General features: G+C 59.9%; 23 protein-coding genes. 17 read left to right on the forward strand and 6 right to left on the reverse strand.

Annotated features, from left to right (window positions below):
• Positions 1-82 precede the first annotated feature (82 nt).
• The gene (locus KVG88_RS03805; RefSeq protein WP_217870375.1) at positions 83-1,366 is read right to left on the reverse strand and encodes a Zn-dependent hydrolase; all 1,284 of its coding nucleotides are present in this window, start codon (positions 1,364-1,366) and stop codon (positions 83-85) included.
• Positions 1,367-1,514: 148 nt separating this feature from the next.
• Complete coding sequence (locus KVG88_RS03810) at positions 1,515-2,999, reverse strand: NCS1 family nucleobase:cation symporter-1 (RefSeq protein ID WP_217870376.1); 1,485 nt, start codon at positions 2,997-2,999, stop codon at positions 1,515-1,517.
• A gap of 540 nt (positions 3,000-3,539) precedes the next feature.
• Here KVG88_RS03810 and hydA point away from each other — a divergent pair.
• From hydA to preA, 3 genes are all read left to right on the forward strand, one after another.
• Entirely contained in the window at positions 3,540-4,982 is a 1,443-nt protein-coding gene (gene hydA / locus KVG88_RS03815; protein ID WP_150700673.1) for a dihydropyrimidinase, read from the forward strand.
• A 158-nt stretch (positions 4,983-5,140) separates the two neighbouring features.
• Positions 5,141-6,508, forward strand: coding sequence for an NAD(P)-dependent oxidoreductase (locus KVG88_RS03820; protein ID WP_217870377.1), 1,368 nt, complete (start codon positions 5,141-5,143; stop codon positions 6,506-6,508).
• On the forward strand, positions 6,509-7,783 hold the full coding sequence (gene preA, locus KVG88_RS03825; protein WP_150700675.1) for an NAD-dependent dihydropyrimidine dehydrogenase subunit PreA: 1,275 nt from the start codon (positions 6,509-6,511) through the stop codon (positions 7,781-7,783). It abuts the gene before it with no gap.
• An 84-nt stretch (positions 7,784-7,867) separates the two neighbouring features.
• On the opposite strand, the gene KVG88_RS03830 is transcribed toward preA, so the two are convergent.
• Positions 7,868-8,488, reverse strand: a complete 621-nt coding sequence (locus KVG88_RS03830) for a TetR/AcrR family transcriptional regulator (protein WP_150700676.1) — start codon at positions 8,486-8,488, stop codon at positions 7,868-7,870.
• 213 nt (positions 8,489-8,701) lie between these two features.
• Here KVG88_RS03830 and KVG88_RS03835 point away from each other — a divergent pair, with 213 nt between their 5' ends.
• From KVG88_RS03835 to KVG88_RS03865, 7 genes are all read left to right on the forward strand, one after another.
• On the forward strand, positions 8,702-10,000 hold the full coding sequence (locus tag KVG88_RS03835) for an OprD family porin (protein ID WP_150700677.1): 1,299 nt from the start codon (positions 8,702-8,704) through the stop codon (positions 9,998-10,000).
• 299 nt (positions 10,001-10,299) lie between these two features.
• On the forward strand, positions 10,300-11,124 hold the full coding sequence (locus KVG88_RS03840) for an NAD-dependent epimerase/dehydratase family protein (protein WP_150700678.1): 825 nt from the start codon (positions 10,300-10,302) through the stop codon (positions 11,122-11,124).
• Between the two features lie 56 nt (positions 11,125-11,180).
• Positions 11,181-12,089: an SMP-30/gluconolactonase/LRE family protein gene (locus tag KVG88_RS03845; RefSeq protein ID WP_150700679.1), complete on the forward strand. Its 909-nt coding sequence runs from the start codon at positions 11,181-11,183 to the stop codon at positions 12,087-12,089.
• Positions 12,090-12,149: 60 nt separating this feature from the next.
• Positions 12,150-13,121, forward strand: coding sequence for a TRAP transporter substrate-binding protein (locus tag KVG88_RS03850; protein WP_217870378.1), 972 nt, complete (start codon positions 12,150-12,152; stop codon positions 13,119-13,121).
• Positions 13,122-13,199: 78 nt separating this feature from the next.
• Complete coding sequence (locus KVG88_RS03855) at positions 13,200-13,727, forward strand: TRAP transporter small permease (RefSeq protein ID WP_217870379.1); 528 nt, start codon at positions 13,200-13,202, stop codon at positions 13,725-13,727.
• Positions 13,728-15,008, forward strand: coding sequence for a TRAP transporter large permease (locus KVG88_RS03860; RefSeq protein WP_217870380.1), 1,281 nt, complete (start codon positions 13,728-13,730; stop codon positions 15,006-15,008). It begins immediately after the preceding gene.
• 110 nt (positions 15,009-15,118) lie between these two features.
• A complete protein-coding gene (locus KVG88_RS03865; protein ID WP_217870381.1) occupies positions 15,119-15,982 on the forward strand; it encodes an aldose 1-epimerase in 864 nt (287 codons plus the stop codon).
• On the opposite strand, the gene KVG88_RS03870 is transcribed toward KVG88_RS03865, so the two are convergent.
• Positions 15,977-16,780 (reverse strand): sulfite exporter TauE/SafE family protein, encoded by an 804-nt coding sequence (locus tag KVG88_RS03870; protein WP_217870874.1) that lies wholly within the window; start codon positions 16,778-16,780, stop codon positions 15,977-15,979. The genes KVG88_RS03865 and KVG88_RS03870 overlap by 6 nt on opposite strands.
• 161 nt (positions 16,781-16,941) lie before the next feature.
• Here KVG88_RS03870 and KVG88_RS03875 point away from each other — a divergent pair, with 161 nt between their 5' ends.
• Positions 16,942-17,805 (forward strand): MBL fold metallo-hydrolase, encoded by an 864-nt coding sequence (locus tag KVG88_RS03875; RefSeq protein WP_150704609.1) that lies wholly within the window; start codon positions 16,942-16,944, stop codon positions 17,803-17,805.
• Positions 17,806-17,916: 111 nt separating this feature from the next.
• Here the strand turns inward: KVG88_RS03875 and bkdR are convergent, their stop codons facing one another.
• Positions 17,917-18,405 carry a Bkd operon transcriptional regulator BkdR gene (bkdR, locus tag KVG88_RS03880; RefSeq protein WP_007915088.1) on the reverse strand — a complete coding sequence of 163 codons (489 nt, stop codon included), beginning with the start codon at positions 18,403-18,405 and terminating at the stop codon, positions 17,917-17,919.
• 185 nt (positions 18,406-18,590) lie between these two features.
• Between bkdR and KVG88_RS03885 the strand changes: the two genes are divergently transcribed.
• From KVG88_RS03885 to KVG88_RS03905, 5 genes are all read left to right on the forward strand, one after another.
• Positions 18,591-19,826: a 3-methyl-2-oxobutanoate dehydrogenase (2-methylpropanoyl-transferring) subunit alpha gene (locus KVG88_RS03885; protein WP_150704608.1), complete on the forward strand. Its 1,236-nt coding sequence runs from the start codon at positions 18,591-18,593 to the stop codon at positions 19,824-19,826.
• Between the two features lies 1 nt (position 19,827).
• Positions 19,828-20,886, forward strand: coding sequence for an alpha-ketoacid dehydrogenase subunit beta (locus KVG88_RS03890; protein WP_053158507.1), 1,059 nt, complete (start codon positions 19,828-19,830; stop codon positions 20,884-20,886).
• Positions 20,887-22,158: a dihydrolipoamide acetyltransferase family protein gene (locus KVG88_RS03895; RefSeq protein ID WP_217870382.1), complete on the forward strand. Its 1,272-nt coding sequence runs from the start codon at positions 20,887-20,889 to the stop codon at positions 22,156-22,158.
• A gap of 3 nt (positions 22,159-22,161) precedes the next feature.
• A complete protein-coding gene (lpdA, locus tag KVG88_RS03900; RefSeq protein ID WP_217870383.1) occupies positions 22,162-23,544 on the forward strand; it encodes a dihydrolipoyl dehydrogenase in 1,383 nt (460 codons plus the stop codon).
• 233 nt (positions 23,545-23,777) lie between these two features.
• Positions 23,778-24,797, forward strand: a complete 1,020-nt coding sequence (locus KVG88_RS03905; protein ID WP_150704605.1) for a branched-chain amino acid aminotransferase — start codon at positions 23,778-23,780, stop codon at positions 24,795-24,797.
• Between the two features lie 80 nt (positions 24,798-24,877).
• Here KVG88_RS03905 and KVG88_RS03910 read toward each other — a convergent pair whose 3' ends face one another.
• Positions 24,878-25,354 carry an MEKHLA domain-containing protein gene (locus KVG88_RS03910; RefSeq protein ID WP_217870384.1) on the reverse strand — a complete coding sequence of 159 codons (477 nt, stop codon included), beginning with the start codon at positions 25,352-25,354 and terminating at the stop codon, positions 24,878-24,880.
• A gap of 309 nt (positions 25,355-25,663) precedes the next feature.
• Between KVG88_RS03910 and KVG88_RS03915 the strand changes: the two genes are divergently transcribed.
• Entirely contained in the window at positions 25,664-26,407 is a 744-nt protein-coding gene (locus KVG88_RS03915; protein ID WP_150704603.1) for an SDR family NAD(P)-dependent oxidoreductase, read from the forward strand.
• Position 26,408: the final 1 nt, after the last annotated feature.

The raw sequence follows: 26,408 nt of genomic DNA on the forward strand, positions 1-26,408 counted from the left end.
GATGCTGAAAAGATCGCAGCCTGCGGCAGCTCCTACAAAGATCTCCTGTAGGAGCTGCCGCAGGCTGCGATCTTTTGCGGGCTCAAGCCGCCAACTCGCCCTTCGCCACGGCCGCAGAAGCCGCCAGCATCGCGCGCAACAGCACTGCGCATCCGGCAGCGAGGTCGTCCGGGGCGGCATTTTCGATTTCGTTGTGGCTGATGCCGCCTTCGCACGGCACGAAGATCATCCCGGCCGGGCCGAGTTCGGCGAGGAAAATGGCGTCATGGCCTGCGCCGCTGACGATGTCCATGTGCGACAGGCCCAAACCTTGGGCGGCGCCACGCACGGCTTCGACGCAGCCTTGGTCGAAATACAGCGGTGGGAAGTCTGCGGTGGGCGTCAGTTCGAAGCTCAGGCCATGTTCTTCACAAGTGGTTGCGATAACTTCGCGTACTTCGGCAATCATCGAGTCCAGCCGCGCCGGTTCCAGGTGCCGGAAGTCCAGAGTCATGCGCACTTCGCCGGGAATGACATTGCGCGAGCCGGGATAGGCTTGCAGGCAGCCGACGGTGCCGCAGGCGTGGGGTTGATGGCCGAGGGCTGCGCGATTGACCGCGCCGACGATCACCGCCGCGCCGACCAAGGCATCTTTGCGCAGGTGCATCGGGGTCGGGCCGGCGTGGGCTTCGACGCCGCGCAGTTTCAGGTCGAACCATTTTTGCCCGAGGGCACCCATCACGATGCCGATGGTTTTGTGTTCGTCTTCGAGGATCGGGCCTTGCTCGATGTGCGCTTCAAAGTAGGCGCCGACCTTGTGCCCGCTGACTTTGCGCGGGCCGGCGTAGCCAATGGCATTCAGTGCCTCCCCCACCGTCACGCCTTCGGCATCGACCTTGGCCAGGGTTTCTTCAAGGGTGAACTTTTCTGCAAAAACGCCGGAGCCCATCATGCACGGGGCAAAACGCGAGCCTTCTTCGTTTGTCCAGACCACCACCTCCAGCGGCGCCTCGGTCTCTATCTTCAGATCGTTCAACGTGCGCAGCACTTCAACGCCCGCCAGCACGCCGAAACAGCCGTCGAACTTGCCGCCGGTGGGTTGGGTGTCGATGTGGCTGCCGGTCATCACCGGGGGCAGATTCGGGTTACGCCCCGGGCGGCGGGCGAAGATGTTGCCGACGGCGTCGACGCTGACGGTGCAGCCCGCCTCTTCGCACCATTTGACGAAGATGTCCCGAGCCTGGCGGTCGAGATCAGTCAGGGCCAGGCGACAGACCCCGCCCTTGACCGTGGCGCCGAGCTTGGCCAGCTCCATGAGCGACTGCCACAAGCGATCGCGATTGATGTGCTGATGGGTGGACTGCAGAACGTCTACGGCCGCGTTCATGATGATCTCCTCAGGCTGTTCTTATGGATTTCTTCAGGCAATTTGTCGGTGATTTTGAGACCCTCATCGCGGGCAAGCCCGCTCCCACAGGTTTTGTGAACGCTTGAGAAACCTGTGGGAGCTGGCCTGCCAGCGATGAGGCCAGTGTTCACACCGCCGATTTCGCAATTGAAGGGCTGGGCCGCATCACACTCAACCCGTAATAAATCAACCCGCCCAGCGCCGAGCCGGTAAACCAGCCATAGCTGTAGAACCAGCTGAATGCGTCGCTGCCCAGCGACAACAACGTCAGCACCACCGGCACCCCGAAAGCGATGAACCCACTCCAGTTCCACGCCGGGTACACGTCGTCGCGATACAGACCCGCCAGGTCCAATTGCTGTTTCTTGATCAGGAAATAATCCACCACCATGATGCCGGCGATCGGCCCGAGCAGGCTGGAATAGCCGAGCAACCAATTGGAGTAGACGGTTTCCAGACTGATGTCCGAGACGATCAGGCCAAGCTTTTTCAACAGCTCATGGGCCATTAACGCCAAGCCGACGAATCCGGTGAGCAATACGGCATTGGTGCGGTTGATCACCTTGGGCGCAATGTTCTGGAAATCGTTTGTCGGCGAAACGATATTGGCCGCGGTGTTGGTTGACAGCGTGGCGATGATGATCAGTGCCATCGCCAGTGCGACCCACATCGGGCTCTGGATATGGCCGATCAGCGTCACCGGATCGGACACCGTCACGCCCACGAGTTTCACGGAAGCGGCGGTCATCACCACACCCAGGGACGCGAACAGGAACATGGTCAGCGGCAGGCCAATGATCTGCCCGACGATCTGATCCTTCTGGCTTTTCGCGTAGCGGCTGAAGTCCGGAATATTCAGCGACAGTGTCGCCCAAAACCCGACCATCGCCGTCAGCCCGGCAGCGAAGTAACTGGCCACGCCCGCGCCTTCCGGACGCTTGGCCGGGATCGCCAGCAGTTCAGTCATCGACACGTTCGGCATCGCCCACACCAGCAGGCCTACACCTACCGCCACCAGCAGCGGCGCGGAAAGGGTTTCCAGCCACTTGATGGACTCGGCGCCGCGAATCACCACCCACAGGTTCAGCGCCCAGAACACCATGAAGCCAATCACTTCACCGGTGCCGCCCAGGGATTTCCAGCCCTCGAACACCGAGCCCAGAAACAGATGAATCGCCAGGCCACCGAACATCGTTTGAATGCCGAACCATCCACACGCCACCAGCGCACGGATCAGGCACGGGATGTTGGAACCGAGGATACCGAAGGACGAGCGCAGCAACACCGGAAACGGAATGCCGTACTTGGTGCCGGGGAAGGCATTCAACGTCAGCGGGATCAGGACAATGATGTTGGCAAACAGAATCGCCAGCAGCGCTTCACCCACGCTCAGGCCGAAGTAGGCGGTCAACACGCCGCCGAGGGTGTAGGTCGGTACGCAAATCGCCATGCCGACCCACAGCGCGGTGATGTGCCATTTGTTCCAGGTTCGTTCGCGCACCTTGGTGGGCGCAATGTCGTGGTTATAACGGGGACTGTCGAGGACATCGCTGCCGGCTTCAAGCTCAAACAAGCCGTCGCGCTCGGTCACTTGCGATCTGATCTGTTGCATGGCCGCTCCACTGTTCTTTTGATTATTGTTGCTCATCAGGGACTGGCGGAATCAATAAACGTGCCGAGTGCCCCGCTTGCGCATCGGGCAGTTCCATAAACACTTTGCAACTAACTGATGTTTATCAGTTTTATTATCTGACTTGACTGTTTGCCGTGACACTCAGGCCGAATGCCGAGCAAGTTGTCCGAACAGTCAGGACTCAATCTGGTGCGTTGAATTTATTTTTCAAAGTTGCGCATCAATCATAGACCCACTCAAACAGCTGATTTCACATAAGAAATCTTGACCATATTTCGATCCTGTCAAGTGCGTCAAAATGGTGAGAGGCCTCACCATTTTGGTGATTTGTAATTTTAATTGTTAATTATCAATCAGTTAAAACAGCAATAAGCTTATAAAAAATATTCTTGCTGATTCCATCAACTGCGGCTAGCGTTTAATCCTGACAGTGCTGACAGGAATAACCCTGTTGGCACTCGCTTTATATAAAACACCTAGAACCGGTATCAGCCGGTCATTGCCTGCGAGGAACTCGGAATGTCTCTGTTGATCCGTGGCGCTACCGTTATTACCCATGATGAAAGTTATCGTGCCGATGTGTATTGCGCAGACGGCGTAATCAAGGCCATTGGCGAAAACCTGGACATTCCCGCAGGTGCCGAAATACTCGACGGCAGTGGCCAGTATCTAATGCCCGGAGGCATCGATCCGCACACTCATATGCAACTGCCCTTCATGGGCACCGTGGCCAGCGAAGATTTCTTCAGTGGCACGGCGGCCGGACTGGCCGGTGGCACCACGTCGATCATCGACTTTGTGATTCCCAACCCACAGCAGTCGTTGATGGAGGCGTTTCATCAGTGGCGTGGCTGGGCCGAGAAATCGGCGTCGGACTACGGCTTTCATGTGGCGATCACCTGGTGGAGCGAGCAGGTTCGCGAAGAGATGGCCGAGCTGGTGAGCCACCACGGGGTTAACAGCTTCAAGCATTTCATGGCCTACAAGAACGCGATCATGGCCGCCGATGACACCTTGGTGGCGAGTTTCGAGCGCTGTCTGGAACTGGGCGCCGTGCCCACCGTACACGCTGAAAACGGCGAGTTGGTTTACCACCTGCAACGTAAACTGATGGCCCAAGGCATGACCGGGCCGGAGGCACATCCGTTGTCGCGCCCCTCCCAGGTTGAAGGCGAGGCCGCGAGCCGGGCGATCCGCATTGCTGAAACCCTCGGTACGCCGCTGTACTTGGTGCATGTCTCGACCAAGGAAGCCCTCGACGAAATCACCTATGCCCGCGCCAAGGGGCAACCGGTCTACGGTGAAGTGCTGGCCGGGCACTTGCTACTCGACGACAGCGTCTATCAGCACCCGGACTGGCAGACCGCCGCCGGTTACGTGATGAGCCCGCCGTTCCGCCCGCGCGGTCATCAAGAGGCGCTGTGGCATGGCCTGCAAGCCGGCAACCTGCACACCACCGCCACCGACCATTGCTGCTTCTGCGCCGAGCAAAAAGCCGCCGGCAAGGACGACTTCAGCAAAATCCCCAACGGCACGGCCGGTATTGAAGACCGCATGGCCGTGCTGTGGGACGAAGGCGTGAACACCGGGCGTTTTTCGATGCAGCAGTTCGTCGCACTGACGTCCACCAACACCGCGAAGATCTTCAACCTTTACCCGCGCAAAGGGGCAATCCGCGTCGGCGCCGATGCCGACCTGGTGCTGTGGGATCCGCAAGGCACCCGCACGATTTCCGCCGCGACCCATCACCAGCAAGTCGACTTCAACATTTTCGAAGGCAAGACCGTGCGCGGTGTACCGAGCCACACCATCAGCCAGGGCCGTGTGGTCTGGGCCGATGGCGATTTACGGGCCGAGCGTGGTGCCGGACGCTACATCGAACGGCCGGCGTATCCGGCGGTGTTTGATTTGTTGAGCAAGCGGGCTGAGTTGAATCAGCCGACTGCTGTGAAACGCGGATAGCGCCACAGGAAAACGCACCCCAGCGTAGGAGCTGCCGAAGGCTGCGATCTTTTGATCTTGATCTTAAAAAACAAAGTCAAAAGATCGCAGCCTTCGGCAGCTCCTACAGGGGATCGAGTAGCAGAGGCAGCACCTCAAATTACCGTGAGGCCAAAACCGTGATCAAGACCCTGACCCACCTCCCCCATCCCTACGAGAATGCAGCCGCCCTCGCCGGCCATTTCACCGACCTGGCGCCGCCGCTCAACGATCGCCAGGCGCACCTTGAGGCTTCGCGTTGTCTGTATTGCTACGACGCGCCCTGCGTGAACGCTTGCCCGAGCGAGATCGACATTCCCTCGTTCATTCGCAACATCTACCAGGACAACGTGCAAGGTGCGGCGCAGAAAATCCTCTCGGCCAATATCCTCGGCGGCAGTTGCGCCCGGGTTTGCCCAACGGAGATCCTTTGCCAGCAAGCCTGCGTACGCAACAACGCCCACGAATGCGCGCCGGTGTTGATCGGCCTGCTGCAGCGCTTCGCCGTGGACAACGCGCACTTCAGCGAACACCCGTTCCCCCGCGCCGCCGCTACCGGCAAACGCATCGCCGTGGTCGGTGCCGGGCCGGCCGGGCTGTCCTGCGCCCACCGCAGTGCCATGCATGGCCACGACGTGGTGATTTTCGAGGCTCGGGAAAAGGCCGGCGGGCTCAACGAATACGGGATCGCCAAGTACAAACTGGTCGACGATTACGCACAGAAGGAACTCGACTTTCTGCTGCAGATCGGCGGAATCGAAATCCGCCATGGGCACAAACTCGGGGAAAACCTGACCCTCAGCGAACTGCATCAGCAATTCGATGCCGTGTTCCTCGGCCTCGGTCTGGCGGCGAGCAAGCAACTGGGCCTGGTCCACGAGGACGCGCCGGGAATTCTGGCCGCCACCGACTACATTCGCGAATTGCGCCAGGCCGACGACCTGACGCAACTGCCGCTGGCTGAGCATTGCATCGTGCTCGGCGCAGGCAACACCGCCATCGACATGGCCGTGCAAATGGCCCGCCTCGGTGCTCGCGACGTCAATCTGGTGTACCGCCGTGGCGTCGAGGACATGGGCGCGACGCATCACGAACAAGACATCGCCAAAGCCAATCAGGTGCGCCTGTTGACTTGGGCGCAGCCGGAAGAAGTTTTACTCGATGACCAAGGGCAGGTGCGCGGCATGCGTTTCTCACGCACGCATCTGGTTGAAGGTCGTCTGCAAACCACCGGTGAAACCTTCGAGCTGGCCGCCGACGCGATTTTCAAAGCCATCGGCCAGGCCTTCGATGGCAGCGCCCTCGCCGACCCGCTGGCCCGTGAACTCAAGCGTCAGGGTGAACGGATCGCCGTGGATGAAAACCTGCGCACCAGCATTCCCGGCGTGTATGCCGGCGGTGACTGCACCAGCCTCGATCAGGACCTGACCGTGCAAGCCGTGCAGCACGGCAAGCGGGCCGCCGAGGCCATGCACACTCAACTGATGCTCAACGTGGAGGCTGCGTAAATGGCCGATCTGTCGATTGTCTTCGCTGGCATCAAATCCCCCAACCCGTTCTGGCTGGCCTCCGCGCCGCCGACCGACAAGGCCTACAACGTGGTCCGAGCTTTCGAAGCGGGCTGGGGCGGCGTGGTCTGGAAAACCCTGGGTGAAGACCCGGCGGCGGTGAACGTTTCGTCACGCTACTCGGCGCACTTCGGAGCGAACAGAGAGGTGCTCGGATTTAACAACATCGAACTGATCACCGACCGCTCGCTGGAGATCAACCTGCGCGAGATCACGCAGGTGAAAAAGGACTGGCCGGATCGTGCGTTGATCGTGTCGCTGATGGTGCCTTGCGTCGAAGAATCCTGGAAACACATCCTGCCTTTGGTGGAAGCCACCGGTGCCGACGGTATCGAATTGAACTTCGGTTGCCCCCACGGCATGCCGGAACGCGGCATGGGTGCGGCGGTCGGCCAGGTGCCGGAGTACGTCGAGCAGGTCACCCGCTGGTGCAAAACGTATTGCTCGCTGCCGGTGATCGTCAAACTCACGCCCAACATCACCGATATCCGAGTCGCGGCCCGTGCCGCGCATCGAGGCGGCGCCGATGCGGTGTCGTTGATCAACACCATCAACTCGATCACCAGCGTCAATCTGGAGCGCATGGTCGCCAACCCAATCGTCGGCAGCCAAAGCACTCACGGCGGTTATTGCGGTTCGGCGGTCAAGCCGATTGCCTTGAACATGGTCGCCGAAATTGCCCGCGACCCGCAGACCCACGGCCTGCCCATCAGTGGCATTGGCGGCATCGGCAACTGGCGCGATGCCGCAGAGTTCATTGCCTTGGGCTGCGGTTCGGTGCAGGTGTGCACGGCGGCGATGCTCCACGGTTTCCGGATTGTCGAAGAAATGAAGGACGGCCTGTCGCGGTGGATGGACAGTCAGGGCTACACCAGCATTGCGCAGTTTTCCGGGCGTGCGGTGGGCAACACCACCGACTGGAAGTACCTGGACATCAACTATCAGGTGATCGCCAAAATCGACCAAGAGGCCTGTATCGGTTGTGGTCGTTGCCACATCGCTTGCGAAGACACCTCGCACCAGGCCGTAGCCAGCCTGAAAAAGGCCGACGGTACGCACAGTTATGAAGTGATCGATGAGGAATGTGTGGGTTGCAACCTGTGCCAGATCACCTGCCCCGTGCAGGACTGCATCGAGATGGTGCCCGTGGAAACCGGCAAGCCGTTTCTGGACTGGAATCATGACCCGAGGAATCCGTACCACGTCGCCGTTTGATTGTTAAGATCAAAAGATCGCAGCCTTCGGCAGCGCCTACAGGGAACGCGTGTCTCTGTAGGAGCTGCCGAAGGCTGCGATCTTTTACGGTTCCAACCCTATCCCGCGCAAAATCACGCTGGTCACCGTCTGTATCGCCCGCTCGAACTGCATGTCCGACAGCGGCTGATGGTCATTGAGGATGTTCACCTGGTGATCGAAGTCGGCGTAGTGCTGGGTCGACGCCCAGATCATGTACAGAAGGCTCGAAGGCTCCACCGCCAGGATGCGTTTGTCGTCCACCCATTGGCGGATTTTCGCTTCTTTCATCTTGGCCCAGTCATACAGGCTCGCATCCAGCGCCACGCCCAATGTTGGCGCGCCGTGGATGATCTCGTTGGCCCAGACTTTCGAACCGTAAGGCCGACTGCGCGAGTGGTTCATCTTTGCGCGGATGTAGCTGCTGAGTACGACACGCGGATCGTCGAACATCTCGAAGCACAGCGCGTCCTGTTTCCACACTTCCAGCAGATCGAACAGCACCGCACTGTACAGCTCGGTCTTGGTGCTGAAGTAGTAATGCAGGTTGGAGCGCGGCAATTGCACTTCGGCGGCGATATCGGCCATGGCGGTGCTGCCGAAGCCTTTCTCGGCGAACACTTTTTCGGCCCCCAGCAGGATTTTTTCAACATTACTGCGACGAATCTCGATCTTGTGATTGCCCATAAGGGCTCCCCGACAACAGCGTTAAACAAGACTAGCACCCGCTCTAGCTCGGGGCGACTGGGTCAAACCAAACATTTCATGCCTGCACCTCCCCGGCAAGTCATCGTATAACTTCCGATTGACAACATTGAATTGGCCTGTAAATAATCGCCGGCAATGTTGTACGACGACGTATGACAAACAATAAAAACAAAAATGAAAGGGAGCGTCACAGTGAGCAAGCTCGCCCGCAATTCGTCCATCCGCAGTTCACGCCCAACCTTCGCCCGTCGCCACACCCTCAGCCTGATCGGTTGCGGCAGCCTGGCTCTCGCCCTGCCCATGACCAGCCAGGCCGAAGGCTTTACCGATGACGCCAAAGCCACGCTGAACCTGCGTAACGCCTACTTCAATCGCAACTACACCAACCCTGCCTATCCGCAAGGCAAGGCTGAAGAGTGGACGCAGAACTTCATCCTCGATGCCAAGTCCGGTTTCACCCAAGGGCCAGTCGGTTTCGGTATCGACGTGTTGGGCATGTACTCGCAAAAACTCGACGGCGGTAAAGGCACCGGCGGTACGCAACTGCTGCCGATCCACAGTGACGGCCGCCCCGCTGACAACTTCGGGCGCCTGGGTGTCGCGCTCAAAGGCAAGATTTCGAAAACCGAATTGAAAGTCGGCGAGTGGATGCCGGTGCTGCCGATCCTGCGCTCCGATGACGGTCGCTCGCTGCCGCAAACCTTCCAGGGCGGCCAGATAACCTCCACCGAAATCAGCGGCCTGACGCTTTACGGAGGCCAGTTCCGCCAGAACAGCCCGCGTAACGATGCGAGCATGGAAGACATGTTCATGAACGGCAAATCAGCCGCCTTCAGTTCGGACCGTTTCAACTTCGGCGGGGGCGAATATGCGTTCAATGAAAAGCGCACCCAGGTCGGCGTGTGGTATGCCGAGCTCAGCGACATCTATCAACAACAGTATTTCAACCTGAGCCACAGCCAGCCCATCGGCGACTGGACCCTCGGCGCCAACCTTGGCTACTTCATCGGCAAGGAAGACGGCAGCGCGCTGGCCGGTGACCTGGACAACAAAACTGCGTTCGCCCTGCTCTCGGCCAAATACGGTGGCAACACGTTCTACGTCGGCTTGCAGAAACTCAGCGGCGACGATGTGTGGATGCGCGTCAACGGCACCAGCGGCGGCACCCTGGCCAACGACAGCTACAACTCCAGCTACGACAACGCCAAGGAAAAATCCTGGCAGGTGCGTCACGACTACAATTTCGTCGCACTGGGCGTTCCCGGCCTGACGTTGATGAACCGCTACATCAGCGGTGACAACGTGCACACCGGGACCATCACTGATGGCAAGGAATGGGGTCGTGAATCGGAACTGGCCTACACGGTGCAGAGCGGTCCGCTGAAAAACCTCAACGTCAAATGGCGCAACGCGAGCATTCGCAAAAACTTCAGCACCAACGAGTTCGACGAAAACCGGTTGTTTATCAGCTATCCGATTTCGTTGCTGTAAAAGCCAGATCGGCGCGCCCTTAACTCTGTAGCAGCTGGCGCAGCCTGCGTTCGGCTGCGCAGCAGTCGTAAACCCGGCGAGCAGGGATTCGCTGATGCACCGCGAGTTCTGGTTTGACGACTGCTTCGCAGCCGAACGCAGGCTGCGCCAGCTGCTACAAGTTGCGTGACGGAGGGTACCCTCCGTCAATTTCCACCAAAGTCGCGTTGACAAGAACCGGAAAGCCTAACGATACTTCGCTTAGTCGTACGACAACATACAACAATTCAACAACAATTACCGCTTGTCCAGGGATTCCCATGACGACCACTGCAACCACCCACACGCCTTTCAATCGCCTGCTGCTGACCGGCGCCGCCGGTGGCCTGGGCAAAGTCTTGCGCGAAAGCCTGCGCCCGTATGCCAACGTCATTCGCCTGTCGGACATCGCCGACATCGCCCCGGCCATTGATGACCGCGAAGAAGTCGTGCCCTGCGACCTCGCGGACAAGCAAGCCGTGCATCAACTGGTCGAAGGCGTGGACGCCATCCTGCACTTTGGCGGTGTGTCCACCGAGCATTCGTTCGAGCAGATCCTCGGCGCCAACATCTGCGGCGTGTTCCACATCTACGAAGCGGCACGCCGGCATGGCGTCAAGCGCGTGATCTTCGCCAGCTCCAACCACGTCATCGGCTTCTACAAGCAAGACGAAGTCATCGACGCCCACTCGCCGCATCGTCCCGACAGCTACTACGGCTTGTCCAAGTCCTATGGCGAAGACATGGCCACGTTCTACTTCGATCGCTACGGCATCGAGACCGTCAGCGTGCGCATCGGCTCGTCGTTCCCCGAGCCGCAGAACCGCCGGATGATGAGCACTTGGCTGAGCTTCGGCGACCTGACCCAATTGCTCGAACGTGCGCTGTACACCCCGAATGTCGGCCACACCGTGGTCTACGGCATGTCCGACAACAAGGACATCTGGTGGGACAACCGCTACGCCGCCAACCTCGGCTACGCCCCAAAGGACACCTCTGAAGTGTTCCGCGAAAAGGTCGAAGCGCAACCGTTGCCGGCCGCCGACGACCCGGCGCGGGTTTATCAAGGTGGCGCTTTTTGCGCAGCCGGCCCGTTCGGCGACTGAAGCCACAACGTTTACCACTTGATCCCCACAACAAAAACCCAAGGGAATGAGTTGCCATGCAAGCCGAATTGATTGTCGATGCCCGCAATGCGGTCGGTGAAAGTCCGGTCTGGGTCGCCGAGGAAAATGCCCTGTACTGGGTCGATATTCCCGCCGGTGGCCTGCAACGCTGGAGCGCCGATACCGGGCATGTCCACGCCTGGAAAACCCCGGAAATGCTCGCCTGCATCGTCCGCCATCCCGACGGTGGCTGGGTGGCCGGCATGGAGAGCGGGTTCTTCCATCTGAAGGCCCATGAGGATGGCAGCCTCGACAGCGAGCTGCTGGCCAACGTCGATCATGCTCGCCCTGACATGCGCCTCAACGATGGTCGCTGTGACCGTCAGGGGCGTTTCTGGGCCGGCAGCATGGTGCTCAACATGGGCGCCAATGCTGCCGAAGGCACGCTCTATCGTTACAGCGCCGGGCAACGCGGGCCGGTCGAAGCGCAACTGAACGGTTTCATCGTGCCCAATGGCCTGGGTTTCAGCCCGGACGGCAAGACCATGTACTTGTCCGACTCGCACCCCAACGTGCAATTAATCTGGGCCTTCGACTACGACATCGCCAGCGGCACGCCGTCCAACCGTCGCGTGTTCGTCGACATGAATCACTTCTGCGGGCGTCCCGACGGTGCGGCCGTGGATGCCGACGGCTGCTACTGGATATGCGCCAACGACGCCGGGTTGATTCATCGCTTCACCCCTGACGGTCGGCTCGACCGCTCACTCACCGTCCCGGTGAAAAAACCGACCATGTGCGCCTTCGGCGGCAGTCGACTGGACACGCTGTACGTGACCTCGATCCGCCCCGGTGACGACCATGACCCACAGTCTCTGGCCGGGGGCGTTTTCGCCCTCGACCCCGGCGTCAAAGGCTTGCCCGAACCCCTTTTCACCCCCTCGCAAACCGGTTTCAAAAGCTGAACGCGTCTGCTGCATCGCTGTGCCTTGAATAAAAAAAACAACAAAACTGGAGACACCCCCATGGACTTCAAACGCACCTTGCTCGCCGCTGCACTCCCTTTCGCCTTCTCCCTCAGCAGCGCCGCCCATGCGCTGGAAATTAAATTCGCTGACATCCATCCCGCCGGTTATCCGACCGTGGTGGCTGAAGAGCAACTGGGTAAAACCCTGGTGGCCGACAGCGACGGCAAACTGACCTTCAAGATGTTCGCCGGTGGTGTGCTCGGCTCGGAAAAGGAAGTGGTCGAACAGGCTCAGGTCGGCGCCATCCAGATGGCCCGTGTCAGCCTCGGCATCGTCGGCCCGGTGGTGCCCGACGTGAACGTGTTCAACATGCCGTTCGTGTTCCGCGACCAGGCACACATGCGCAAAGTCATCGACGGTGAAGTCGGCGACGAGATTCTCGACAAGATCACCAATTCCGAATTCAACCTGGTCGCCCTGGCCTGGATGGATGGCGGCACGCGCAACATCTACACCAAGAAACCGGTGCGCAGCCTGGAAGACCTCAAGGGCATGAAGATTCGCGTACAAGGCAACCCGATGTTCATCGAAACCATCAACGCCATGGGTGGCAATGGCATCGCGATGGACACCGGCGAGATCTTCAGTGCCTTGCAGACCGGCGTGATCGATGGCGCGGAAAACAACCCGCCGACCCTGCTCGAACACAACCACTACCAGAACGCCAAGTTCTACAGCCTGACCGGCCACCTGATCCTGCCCGAGCCGATCGTGATGTCGAAAATCACCTGGGAAAAACTCACCCCCGACCAGCAAACCCTGGTGAAAAAAGCCGCCAAGGCTGCCCAGGCCCAGGAACGCACCCTGTGGGATGCGAAATCGGCCAGCAGCGAAGAGAAACTCAAGGCCGCTGGTGTGGAGTTCATCACCGTCGACAAGAAACCTTTCTATGAGGCAACCGCCTCGGTCCGCCAGAAGTACGGCGCCCCTTACGCCGACCTGATCAAGCGCATCGAAGCCGTTCAGTAACTCTCCCTGCATTCAAGAAAGGCCCGGCGCCACTGACGCAGCTGTACGTCCGTGTGCGCCCGGTTACGGTGGAACCCGATGAAGAATCTGCTGCTACGTTTCAATGACAAGCTCTACATGACCTGTATCTGGGTCGCCGGGCTCTCCGTGCTGACCATTGCGCTGATCATCCCCTGGGGTGTGTTTGCCCGTTATGTGCTCGGCACCGGCTCCAGTTGGCCTGAGCCCACGGCGATTATGTTGATGATGGTCTTCACCTTCATCGGCGCCGCTGCCAGCTATCGTTCCGGTTCGCACATGGCGGTGGCGATGCTCACCGACCGCATGCAGCCGAATCTGCGCAAAGCCATGAGTGTGTTCTCGCAATTGCTGATGGCGACCATCTGCCTGTTCATGGCGATTTGGGGCACCAAGCTGTGCCTGTCCACCTGGAACCAATTCATGAGCTCCCTACCCACCTTGCGCGTGGGCATCACCTACATGCCGATTCCGGTGGGCGGCGTGCTGACGCTGATTTTTGTCCTGGAAAAACTCTTGCTCGGTGACCAAAGCAACCGCCGGGTCGTGCGTTTCGACGTCGTTGAAGAAAATGAAGGGGCTGCCTGAATGGACGCTTTTATTCTGTTGGGCAGCTTTATCGCGTTGATCCTGATCGGCATGCCGGTCGCCTACGCGCTGGGCCTTTCTGCGCTGATCGGCGCGTTCTGGATCGACATTCCGTTCCAGGCGCTGATGATTCAAGTGGCCGGGGGCGTGAACAAATTCTCCCTGCTGGCGATTCCGTTTTTCGTGCTGGCCGGTGCGATCATGGCCGAGGGCGGGATGTCCCGGCGCCTGGTGGCGTTTGCCGGGGTGCTGGTGGGTTTCGTGCGTGGCGGTCTGTCGCTGGTCAACATCATGGCCTCGACGTTCTTCGGTGCGATCTCCGGTTCTTCGGTGGCGGATACCGCTTCGGTCGGTTCGGTACTGATTCCCGAGATGGAGCGTCGCGGTTATCCGCGTGATTTCGCCACCGCCGTGACGGTCAGCGGCTCGGTACAAGCCCTGCTGACCCCGCCAAGCCACAACTCGGTGCTCTACTCGCTGGCGGCTGGCGGCACGGTGTCGATTGCCTCGTTGTTCATGGCCGGCGTGGTGCCGGGCCTGTTGATGAGCGTGTGCCTGATGGTGCTGTGCCTGATCTTCGCCAAGAAGCGTGACTACCCTAAAGGCGAAGTCATTCCGATGCGCGAAGCGCTGAAGATCTGCGGCGAAGCACTGTGGGGCCTGATGGCGATGGTCATCATTCTCGGCGGTATTCTTTCGGGTATTTTCACCGCCACCGAGTCTGCGGCGATTGCGGTGTTGTGGTCGTTCTTCGTGACCATGTTCATCTACCGCGACTACAAGTGGAGCGAGCTACCGAAACTGATGCACCGCACGGTGCGCACGATCTCGATTGTGATGATCCTGATCGGTTTCGCCGCCAGCTTCGGCTACATCATGACCCTGATGCAGATTCCGGCGAAGATCACCACGATGTTCCTGACGCTGTCGGACAACCGTTACGTGATCCTGATGTGCATCAACGTCATGCTGCTGTTGCTCGGCACGGTGATGGACATGGCGCCGCTGATCCTGATCCTCACGCCGATTTTGATGCCGGTGATTCTGGGCATTGGCGTGGACCCGGTGCAGTTCGGCATGATCATGCTGGTGAACCTGGGGATCGGATTGATAACGCCGCCGGTGGGCGCGGTACTCTTTGTGGGGTCGGCCGTGGGTAAAGTCAGTATCGAAAAAACCGTGAAAGCCCTGCTGCCGTTCTACGGCGTGCTGTTCCTGGTGCTGATGGCCGTGACTTACATTCCTGCGCTGTCGCTGTGGTTGCCGCATTTGGTGTTGTAATCCCTTAAAAAGATCGCAGCCTTCGGCAACTCCTACAGGTCAGTGCGTTTCGCTGTAGGAGCTGCCGCAGGCTGCGATCTTTTCAACTATTCAACGCAGAACGATAAACCATGATCCTTCTCGAACTCGAAGACGAATTCACCCGCCTCACCCTCGCCCCGGAACTGGGTGGCAGTATCGTCAACTGGACCGTGCGCAGCACCGGCCAGCCGCTGTTGCGCCACGCCGATGCCCAAGCACTCAACACCGGGTTGCCGGGCAAGCTCGGTTGCTTCCCGTTGGTGCCGTGGTCCAACCGGATTGCCCAGGGCGGTTTCGACTGCCCCGATGGCTGGCTGGCCCTGCACCCCAACAGCCTCACCGATCCCCTGCCGATTCATGGCAGCGCCTGGCAGCAACCCTGGCAGGTGGTGTCTTCAACAGCGCATGAAGTGGTGCTGCAACTCGACAGCGCCTGCCCTTTTGCTTACTGCGCCCGCCAACGCTTCCATCTGAGCGAAGGCAAACTGAGCATCGAACTGAGCGTGACGCATCAGGCGGAGCAAGCCGCCTGGCATGGTCTGGGATTGCATCCGTATCTGCCGCGCACCGCCAACACCCGCTTGCGCGCGCCGGCCCGTCAGGTCTGGTTGTGCGACAGCAGCAAACTGCCAACTCAACTCGACAGCCTGCCCGCCGACTGGGATTTCCAGGCACTCAAGCCGCTCCCCGAAACACTGGTCGATAACGGCTTCTGCGAATGGGATGGCCATTGCCTGATCCAGCAACCGGACCTCGGTTACGAGCTGGAGTGCCAAGCCACCGGCAGCGATTACTACCTGCTCTACTGCCCGGTTGGCCTGAAGTTTTTCTGCATCGAACCGGTCAGCCACCCGGTCAACGCGCATCACCTGCCCGGCCGTCCGGGGTTGCGTTTGCTGGAGCAAGGGCAAACCGCTGAACTGGCTTTCAGCCTGCAATATCGAGCGTTATAAGGCGCGCGCAAGCATGTAGAGGGCGATTACCAGACAGATGCTGGCGAACCCCACTTGCAACGCCCGCGCCGGCACCTGGGCGCAGAGCCTGCGGCCGATGACCATGCCGACAATGCTGGAGACAATGAAGGCAATGCCCAAGCCATCGATGCGCACCCCGGCATGGAACGCGCCGATCACGCCGATGGCCGAAATCAGGCTGATCACCATCAACGACGTGGCCACGATCCCGCGCATCTGCACGTCAGTCAGTTGCTTGAAGGCCGGCACGATCAGAAACCCGCCACCCACGCCCAGCAAGCCCGATACCACACCGGTCACCGCGCCGAGCGCGGCCAAGGTCGCGGTGCATTTGGCGGTCCAGGAAAAGCGTCCGGTCTGTTGATCGAGCATGCAGTTCTTCTGGCCCCAATTGGCGTGGCCGTGATCGCTTGGGCCGTCGTCCTTGCGCTCACGACGCAGCATGCGCCAGGCCACCATGACCATCAGCAGGCTGAACAGGATCATCAGGATTTTTTCCGGCAACTGATGGGCGAAATAGATGCCCACGGGCGAAAACACCGCGCCGAGTGCCGCAATCAACAACGCCGCGCGATAGCGCACCAGGCCATGACGCAGACCGTCGATGGCACCCACCGCCGCCGCACTGCCCACCGCAAACAATGCAACGGGCGCCGCCGTGGTCATGCTCCAGCCAAGGCCGAGCACCAACGCCGGCACGGCCAGAATGCCGCCACCCGCCCCGGTCAAACCCAGTACCAGTCCCATGACCACACCAAAAAAACTCGCCAGCAACATAAAACGCTCGTAATCCATGACAAAGGCCGGGAACGCCCGGTATCGATAGAGTGACAGGATAGAGCCCGCCCGGTTTTTTCGTTAACAGAATTGACGCGGGGCTGGTCAGCGCAGGGAAAATGAAACTAACCTCAGGGCTTGTTCACGAAGAAACAGCCACCATGCCTGCCCTGATTGAAGCCTTTTTCGATGATGCCTCGTCCACCTACAGCTACGTGATCTACGAAGCGGATGGCGGGCAATGCGCGATCGTCGACCCGGTACTCGACTACAATCCCGCCGCCGGGCGAACCACCACTGTGCAGGCCGACCGGATCATCGCATTCGTGCGCGAGCACCGCTTGCAGGTGCAGTGGCTGCTGGAAACCCACGCCCATGCCGATCACCTCTCCGCCGCGCCTTACCTGCGCCGGGAGCTGGGTGGCAAGATCGCCATTGGCCAATCGATCTGCAAGGTGCAAAACGCGTTCAAGGCGCTGTTCAACCTTGAGCCGGAGTTCTGCATTGATGGCTCGCAATTCGATCACCTGTTCGCCCCCGACGAATCTTTCCGCATCGGCAACCTCAAGGCCACGGCGTTACATGTGCCCGGCCATACCCCGGCCGACATGGCGTACCTGATCGGCAACGATGTGATTCTGGTCGGCGACACAATGTTCATGCCGGACGTCGGCACCGCACGCTGCGACTTCCCCGGCGGCAACGCCAACCAGATGTTCGCCTCGATCCACAAACTGCTGGCCTTCCCCGCCAGCGTGCGCCTGTACGTCTGCCACGATTACCCGCCCGAAGGCCGCGCCCCGCAGTGCATGACCACGGTTGGCGACCAGCGAAAAAACAACATCCACGTGCACGACGGCATCGACGAAGCCACCTTCGTGGCCATGCGCACCCGGCGTGATGAGGGGTTGGGCATGCCGACACTGATGCTGCCGGCGATCCAGGTCAATGTGCGGGCGGGGAATCTGCCGCCGGCTGAGGACAATGGCGTGACCTACCTGAAAATCCCGCTTAACAAATTTTAAGAGCAAAAGATCGCAGCCTGCGGCAGCGCCTACAGGCTCCGGGTATACATGCGATATCGCGGTTGTACGTGATCCATGTAGGAGCTGGCGAAGCCTGCGATCTTTTGATCTTCAATTACCCAGCGTCAATCCATTCGCCGGCAACGGCAGCGCCGTCTTATAGCGCACTTGCTTGAGGGCAAAGCTCGAACGAATGTTCGCCACCCCCGGCACCTTGGTCAGAAAGTCCATCATGAAGCGTTCCAGCGACTGGATGGTCGGCACCAGAACGCGGATCAGGTAATCCGGATCGCCGGCCATCAGGTAGCACTCCATCACCTCCGGACGGTCGGAGATCGCCTCTTCGAAATGCTGCAACGCCTCCTCCACCTGCTTCTCCAGGCTGACGTGGATGAACACGTTCACATGCAGCCCCAGCAGATCAGCGTCCAGCAGCGTCACCTGCTCGCGAATCAGGCCCAGTTCTTCCATCGCCTTGACCCGGTTGAAGCACGGCGTCGGCGACAGGTTGACCGAGCGTGCGAGGTCGGCATTGGTGATGCGCGCGTTCTCCTGAAGGCTGTTGAGAATGCCGATATCGGTACGGTCGAGTTTACGCATGAGACAAAACCACCTGTTTTTTATGTTTATGCAGATTTTTTATCTGCAAATGGTCGTGAGCGCAATGAAACAGAGAGAAATATTCTTCTTGGCCGGGCCTATGATTGTTGTAGGACAAGATTTCTTCTACCGAACGAAATCTGTCAGCTCACTACAAGAAATTCACAAGATCGAGCGTAGAAGCCATGACCCAAGCGTACGAACCGCTGCGCCTGCACGTCCCTGAACCCTCGGGCCGTCCCGGTTGCAAAACCGACTTCTCCTACCTGCATCTGACCGATGCCGGCATGGTGCGCAAACCCCCAATCGACGTAGAACCGGCCGACACGGCAGACCTGGCCCGCGGCCTGATTCGCGTGCTCGACGACCAGGGCAACGCCTTGGGTCCGTGGGCCGAAGGCGTACCCACGGAAATTCTGCGAAAAGGCATGCGCGCCATGCTCAAGACGCGCATCTACGACAACCGCATGGTGGTCGCCCAGCGCCAGAAGAAAATGTCGTTCTACATGCAGAGCCTCGGCGAAGAAGCCATTGGCAGCGCCCAGGCCCTTGCCTTGAACATCGACGACATGTGCTTCCCCACCTACCGCCAGCAAAGCATCCTGATGGCCCGCGAAGTGCCGCTGGTGGACCTGATCTGCCAACTGCTGTCCAACGAGCGCGATCCGCTCAAGGGACGCCAGTTGCCGATCATGTACTCGGTCAAAGAGTCCGGTTTCTTCACCATCTCCGGCAACCTCGCCACCCAGTTCGTGCAAGCCGTGGGCTGGGGCATGGCCTCGGCGATCAAGGGCGACACCAAAATCGCCTCGGCGTGGATCGGCGACGGCGCCACCGCTGAGTCGGACTTCCACACCGCCCTGACCTTCGCCCACGTCTACCGCGCGCCGGTGATCCTCAACGTGGTCAACAACCAATGGGCGATCTCCACTTTCCAGGCGATTGCCGGTGGCGAAGCCACCACCTTCGCCGGTCGCGGCGTTGGTTGCGGCATTGCCTCCCTGCGGGTCGACGGCAACGATTTCTTCGCGGTCTACGCTGCTTCTGCCTGGGCCGCCGAACGCGCCCGCCGCAATCTCGGTCCGACCATGATCGAATGGGTCACCTACCGCGCCGGTCCGCACTCGACCTCCGATGACCCGTCCAAATACCGTCCGGCCGATGACTGGAGCCACTTCCCGTTGGGTGATCCGATCGCACGCCTCAAGCAACACCTGATCAAGATCGGCCAGTGGTCCGAAGAGGAACACGCCGCCGTCAGCGCCGAACTGGAAGCCGAAGTGATCGCCGCGCAAAAAGAAGCCGAACAATACGGCACCCTCGCCGGCGGCCAGATTCCAAGCGCCGCGACCATGTTCGAAGACGTCTACAAAGAGATGCCGGAGCACTTGAAGCGCCAGCGTCAAGAGTTGGGGATCTGACATGAACGATCACAACAACAATATCGAGCTGGAAACCGCCATGACCACGACCACCATGACCATGATCCAGGCCCTGCGCTCGGCCATGGATGTGATGCTTGAGCGTGACGACAACGTCGTGGTATTCGGCCAGGACGTCGGTTACTTCGGCGGCGTGTTCCGCTGCACCGAAGGCCTGCAGAACAAGTACGGCACCTCGCGGGTGTTCGACGCACCGATCTCCGAAAGCGGCATCGTCGGCGTTGCCGTGGGCATGGGCGCCTATGGCTTGCGTCCGGTGGCCGAGATCCAGTTCGCCGACTATGTGTACCCAGCCTCCGACCAGATCATTTCCGAAGCCGCCCGCCTGCGTTATCGCTCGGCCGGCGAGTTCACCGCGCCGATGACCCTGCGCATGCCTTGCGGCGGCGGCATCTACGGCGGCCAGACCCACAGCCAGAGCATCGAGGCGATGTTCACCCAGGTGTGCGGGCTGCGCACCGTGATGCCATCCAACCCCTACGACGCCAAGGGCCTGTTGATTGCCTCCATTGAAAACGATGACCCGGTGATCTTCCTGGAGCCGAAACGCCTGTACAACGGCCCGTTCGACGGCCATCACGACCGCCCGGTAACCCCGTGGTCGAAACACCCGGCCGCGCAAGTGCCGGATGGCTACTACACCGTGCCGCTGGACGTCGCTGCCATCACCCGTCCGGGCAAAGACGTGACCATCCTGACTTACGGCACCACCGTGTACGTCTCGCAAGTGGCCGCTGAAGAAACCGGCATCGACGCCGAAGTCATCGACCTGCGCAGTCTGTGGCCGCTGGACCTGGAAACCATCGTCAAGTCGGTGAAGAAAACCGGCCGCTGCGTGGTGGTCCATGAAGCCACCCGCACCTGCGGTTTCGGCGCCGAACTGGTGTCGCTGGTGCAAGAGCATTGCTTCCACCACCTGGAAGCGCCAATCGAACGCGTCACCGGCTGGGACACCCCCTACCCGCACGCGCAAGAGTGGGCGTATTTCCCTGGTCCGTCCCGAGTGGGCGCGGCTTTGAAACGGGTCATGGAGGTCTGAATGGGCACGCACGTTATTAAAATGCCGGACATTGGCGAAGGCATTGCAGAAGTTGAATTGTCGGTGTGGCACGTCAAAGTTGGCGACATGGTCGTCGAAGATCAGGTGCTGGCCGATGTGATGACCGACAAGGCGATGGTCGATATCCCGTCGCCGGTGCATGGCAAGGTCATCGCCCTCGGCGGTCAACCGGGCGAAGTCATGGCGGTCGGCAGTGTGCTGATCAGCATTGAAGTCGAAGGTGCGGGCAACGTTAAGGAGTCGGCTCAACCGGCACCCGTTAAAGAAGCGCCAGTAGCTGCGCCGAAAGTTGAACCTGTGGTGGCAAGCAAACCGGTCGCTGCCGCAGCGCCGAAAGCCGCCGTTTGCCAAGGTCCGATGGTCGCTCGCGAAGCCGATGAGCGTCCGTTGGCCTCGCCGGCCGTGCGCAAGCATGCGCTGGACTTGGGCATTCAACTGCGCCTGGTGCGTGGCACCGGCCCGGCCGGTCGCGTGCTGCATGAAGACCTCGACGACTACCTGGCGCAGGGTCAGTCCAATGCATCGTCGATCAGCAGCGCTTACACCCAGCGCACTGACGAAGAACAAATTCCGGTGATCGGCATGCGCCGCAAGATCGCCCAGCGCATGCAGGACGCCACCCAGCGCGCTGCCCACTTCAGTTACGTCGAAGAAATCGACGTCACCGCCGTGGAAGAACTGCGCGCGCACCTCAACGAAAAACACGGTGCGACCCGCGGCAAGCTGACGTTGTTGCCATTCCTGGTCCGCGCCATGGTCGTCGCCCTGCGCGACTTCCCGCAGATCAATGCCCGTTACGACGACGAAGCCCAGGTCATCACCCGCCTCGGCGCGGTGCATGTGGGCATCGCCACCCAGGCCGACATCGGTTTGATGGTGCCGGTGGTCCGTCACGCCGAAGCCCGCAGCCTGTGGGACAGCGCGAGCGAAATCGCCCGATTGGCCACGGCTGCCCGTAACGGTAAGGCCAGCCGCGATGAACTGTCCGGCTCAACGATCACCCTGACCAGCCTTGGTGCGTTGGGCGGCATCGTCAGCACGCCGGTGCTGAACCTGCCGGAAGTGGCGATTGTCGGCGTCAACAAGATCGTCGAACGGCCAATGGTGATCAAAGGCCAGGTCGTGATCCGCAAGATGATGAACCTCTCCAGCTCCTTCGATCACCGCGTGGTCGACGGCATGGACGCGGCGCTTTTCATCCAGGCCATTCGTGGCTTGCTCGAACAACCCGCTACCTTGTTTGTGGAGTAAGTGATGCAAACTCTGAACACCACGCTGCTGATCATCGGCGGCGGCCCTGGCGGTTATGTGACGGCGATCCGCGCCGGCCAGTTAGGCATCCCGACCATTCTGGTGGAAGGCCAATCGTTGGGTGGCACTTGCCTGAATATCGGCTGTATCCCGTCCAAGGCGTTGATTCACGTTGCCGAGCAGTTTCACCAAACGCAACACCACAGCCAGCATTCGGCTCTGGGTATCAGCGTTTCGGCACCGACCCTCGACATCACCAAGAGCGTCGAGTGGAAGGACGGCATCGTCGATCGCCTGACCACGGGTGTTGCTGCGCTGCTGAAAAAGAACAAGGTTCAGGTCGTTCAAGGCTGGGCCAAGGTCGTCGACGGTAAAACTGTTGACGTTGGCGACACGCGCATCCAGTGCGAGCACCTGGTGCTGGCCACCGGTTCGAAAAGCGTCAACCTGCCGATGCTGCCGATTGGCGGACCGATCATATCCTCCACCGAAGCCCTGGCGCCAACCACCGTGCCCAAGCGCTTGATCGTGGTCGGTGGTGGTTACATCGGCCTGGAGCTGGGTATCGCCTATCGCAAGCTCGGTGCCGAGGTCAGCGTGGTGGAGGCTCAGGATCGAATCCTGCCGGCTTACGACGCCGAACTGACGCAACCGGTACACGACGAACTGAAAAAACTCGGCGTGAAGCTTTACTTGAAACATAGCGTGCAAGGCTTTGATTCTTCGAACAATACCTTGCAAGTTTTAGAACCGAGCGGCGACACCTTGAACCTGGAAACTGACCAGGTACTGGTGGCCGTGGGCCGTAAACCGAATACTCAGGGCTGGAACCTCGAAGCGCTGAACCTGGACATGAACGGCTCGTCGATCAAGATCGACAACCGCTGCCAGACCAGCATGCGCAACGTGTACGCCATCGGCGACCTGAGCGGCGAACCGATGCTCGCGCACCGGGCCATGGCGCAAGGCGAGATGGTCGCCGAGCTGATCAGCGGCAAGTCCCGCGAGTTCAACCCTACCGCCATCGCCGCCGTGTGCTTCACCGACCCGGAACTGGTGGTGGTCGGCAAGACCCCGGACGAAGCAAAGGCTGCAGGTTGGGACTGCATCGTTTCCAGCTTCCCGTTCGCCGCCAATGGCCGGGCGATGACCCTGGAATCGAAAAGCGGCTTCGTGCGCGTGGTCGCCCGTCGAGACAATCATGTGATTGTCGGTTGGCAGGCGGTGGGCGTAGGTGTGTCGGAACTGTCCACGGCGTTCGCGCAAAGCCTGGAAATGGGCGCGCGGCTGGAAGACATCGGCGGCACCATCCATGCGCACCCGACCCTGGGCGAAGCGGTGCAGGAAGCGGCGTTGCGGGCGTTGGGGCATGCACTGCACCTGTAATTGAGGGTGGCAGGGATGGCCCCATCGCCAGCAGGCTGGCTCCCACATTTGGAATGCGTTCTCCTGTGGGAGCTAGCCTGCTAGCGATTTCTTGAGGCCAATGCGATTTTATCTGTCTGTCATCCGATAGTCCGGGCTGCGAAATGGGCCCGGAATGAAGTATTGTTGTCCCCATCCAAAAAACGTCAGAAGCCTTGAACCGTTTCGACGGTTGTTCAGTGATAGAGGGTGTCATGGGTAACGAAAGCATCAATTGGGACAAGCTGGGTTTTGACTACATCAAGACCGACAAGCGCTATTTGTCGTATTTCCGCAATGGCGAGTGGGACAAAGGCACCCTGACCGAAGATAACGTGCTGCACATCAGCGAAGGCTCCACGGCCCTTCACTATGGCCAGCAGTGCTTCGAAGGCATGAAGGCCTATCGTTGCAAGGACGGCTCGATCAACCTGTTCCGCCCGGACCAGAACGCCCTGCGCATGCAGCGCAGCTGTGCACGCCTGCTGATGCCGCTGGTCGACACCGAGCAGTTCATCGAAGCCTGTAAAGAAGTGGTTCGCGCCAACGAGCGCTTCATCCCGCCTTACGGCACCGGCGGCGCGCTGTACCTGCGCCCGTTCGTGATCGGCGTGGGTGACAACATCGGCGTGCGCACCGCGCCCGAGTTCATCTTCTCGATCTTCTGCATTCCGGTCGGCGCCTACTTCAAGGGCGGCCTGACCCCGCACAACTTCCAGATCTCCAGCTACGACCGCGCCGCGCCACAAGGCACCGGTGCCGCCAAGGTCGGTGGCAACTACGCCGCCAGCCTGATGCCGGGCTCCAAGGCCAAGAAAGCCAACTTCGCCGACGCCATCTACCTGGATCCGATGACCCACACCAAGATCGAGGAAGTCGGTTCGGCCAACTTCTTCGGGATCACCCACGACAACAAGTTCGTCACCCCGAACTCGCCATCGGTCCTGCCGGGTATCACCCGCCTGTCGCTGATCGAACTGGCCAAGACCCGTCTGGGCCTGGAAGTGGTTGAAGGCGACGTGCTGATCGACAAACTGGCAGACTTCAAGGAAGCCGGCGCTTGCGGCACTGCTGCCGTAATCACGCCAATCGGCGGCATCAGCTACAACGACCACCTGCACGTGTTCCACAGTGAAACCGAAGTCGGCCCGATCACCCAGAAGCTCTACAAAGAGCTGACCGGCGTGCAAACCGGCGACATCGAAGCGCCAGCGGGCTGGATCGTCAAGGTTTGACCTGACGCCCTCGCCCAATAAAAATCGCCGCTTTCGGTACTCGAAAGCGGCGATTTTTTTTGCCTGATCGACAGACGAACCTAGTCGAGTTGCCCCAGGCGCTCCGGGTCTGGCCAGAACAGCGCCGCCTGACCACAACGAACACCCGCTTCGTCCAGCAACGTCCAGACACTGCCTTGATGAATCATGAACGCTTGCCCCGCGCGGTCTACCCGATAACCGCTGTAGCCGTGGGCAATGCCCTTGGCCGTGACTTGCTCCAGAAGGGTCTGGCGCATTTCCCGGTCCAGCGGTGAAGCACTGAACCGCGAAGGCATGCCGATGAACTGATCGCGCGGGTATTTGAAACTGGCGAGGGCCTGCTCGTTGGCGTAGTAAAACAGCGGATCGGCCTCAGTGCCGTGGGCCAGCAAAGCATAAGGTGCGTGGCTATGCAGCCAGGCCAGCCGCTGGTCTTCGCTCAGCGAGTCCGGCGCAGGCAATCGTACGCCGGTCCAGTGTCGGTAAGCAGCATCCAGCTGTTGAACCATCTCCCGGAATTCATTGAAAGACGCCATGGTGTTCCTGTCAGGAATGCTTGATTGAAAGGTGAGTTGCACCGACGCTACTGAAAATCTGCGGCAAAAAACAGACCCAGTTTCATTTCTTTTAAACAGATCACGGATTCAAAGCACGCCGTAAGCCATTGTAAATTCTGAATTTACCATCCAGTCAAAAAGACCAAAAAACGTCTTAATGACAACAAACCTATCTAGTCAAAATAACCACACCCTAGCTGAAGTGCCCACGCTGCAAGCCTCTTCACATTGGCCCGCTTTTTGGTACATGACCTGCGAAAAGCTCACTGACCAAAAAGGAACTCCTTAATGAACACTACGTTTCAGGATCGTCTCGCCGTCGTCACCGGTGCCAGTTCGGGCATCGGCCTGGCCGTCACCGAACGGTTGTTGGTACAGGGTGCACGCGTATTGGCAATGTCACGCCAGATCGGTGGCCTTGGTGAATTGGCAGAACGCTTCACGACACAGCTTTCGTGGGTAGCGGGTGATGTGACCCAACCCGACGATCTGGCGCGGCTGGCCAAACAGGCTGCGAGCATGGGACCGGTGAGTTATCTGGTGCCGAACGCTGGCATTGCAGAACTGGCCGAGGGGCTCGATCTGGCGGCGTTCGACCGGCAATGGGCAGTCAACGGTGCCGGTGCACTGAATACGCTGGCCTGCCTGCGCGGGCAACTGGCGGCAACTGCCTCGGTGGTGTTCATTGGTACCTTCCTGGCGCAAGTGACGTTTCCAGGCCTGGCCGCTTACATCGCCTCGAAAGCGGCGCTGATCCACCACGCCCGCACCCTGGCGGTCGAACTGGCGCCCCAGGGCATTCGCATCAACACCGTGTCACCGGGTCCGACCGCCACGCCGATCTGGGGCACTCTGGGACTGAAAAACGAAGAGCTCAACGATGTGGCCAACGCGGTCAATCTCCGGCTGTCCGGCGGTCAATTCCTGGAAGCTGGCGCCGTCGCCGACGTGATTGTGTTTCAACTCAGCAACGGTGCGCGCAATGTCATCGGCCAGGACTGGGTAGTCGACAGCGGCTACACAATCAAATAAT

This window comes from Pseudomonas azerbaijanoccidentalis (assembly GCF_019145495.1).
Lineage (GTDB): Bacteria > Pseudomonadota > Gammaproteobacteria > Pseudomonadales > Pseudomonadaceae > Aquipseudomonas > Aquipseudomonas azerbaijanoccidentalis.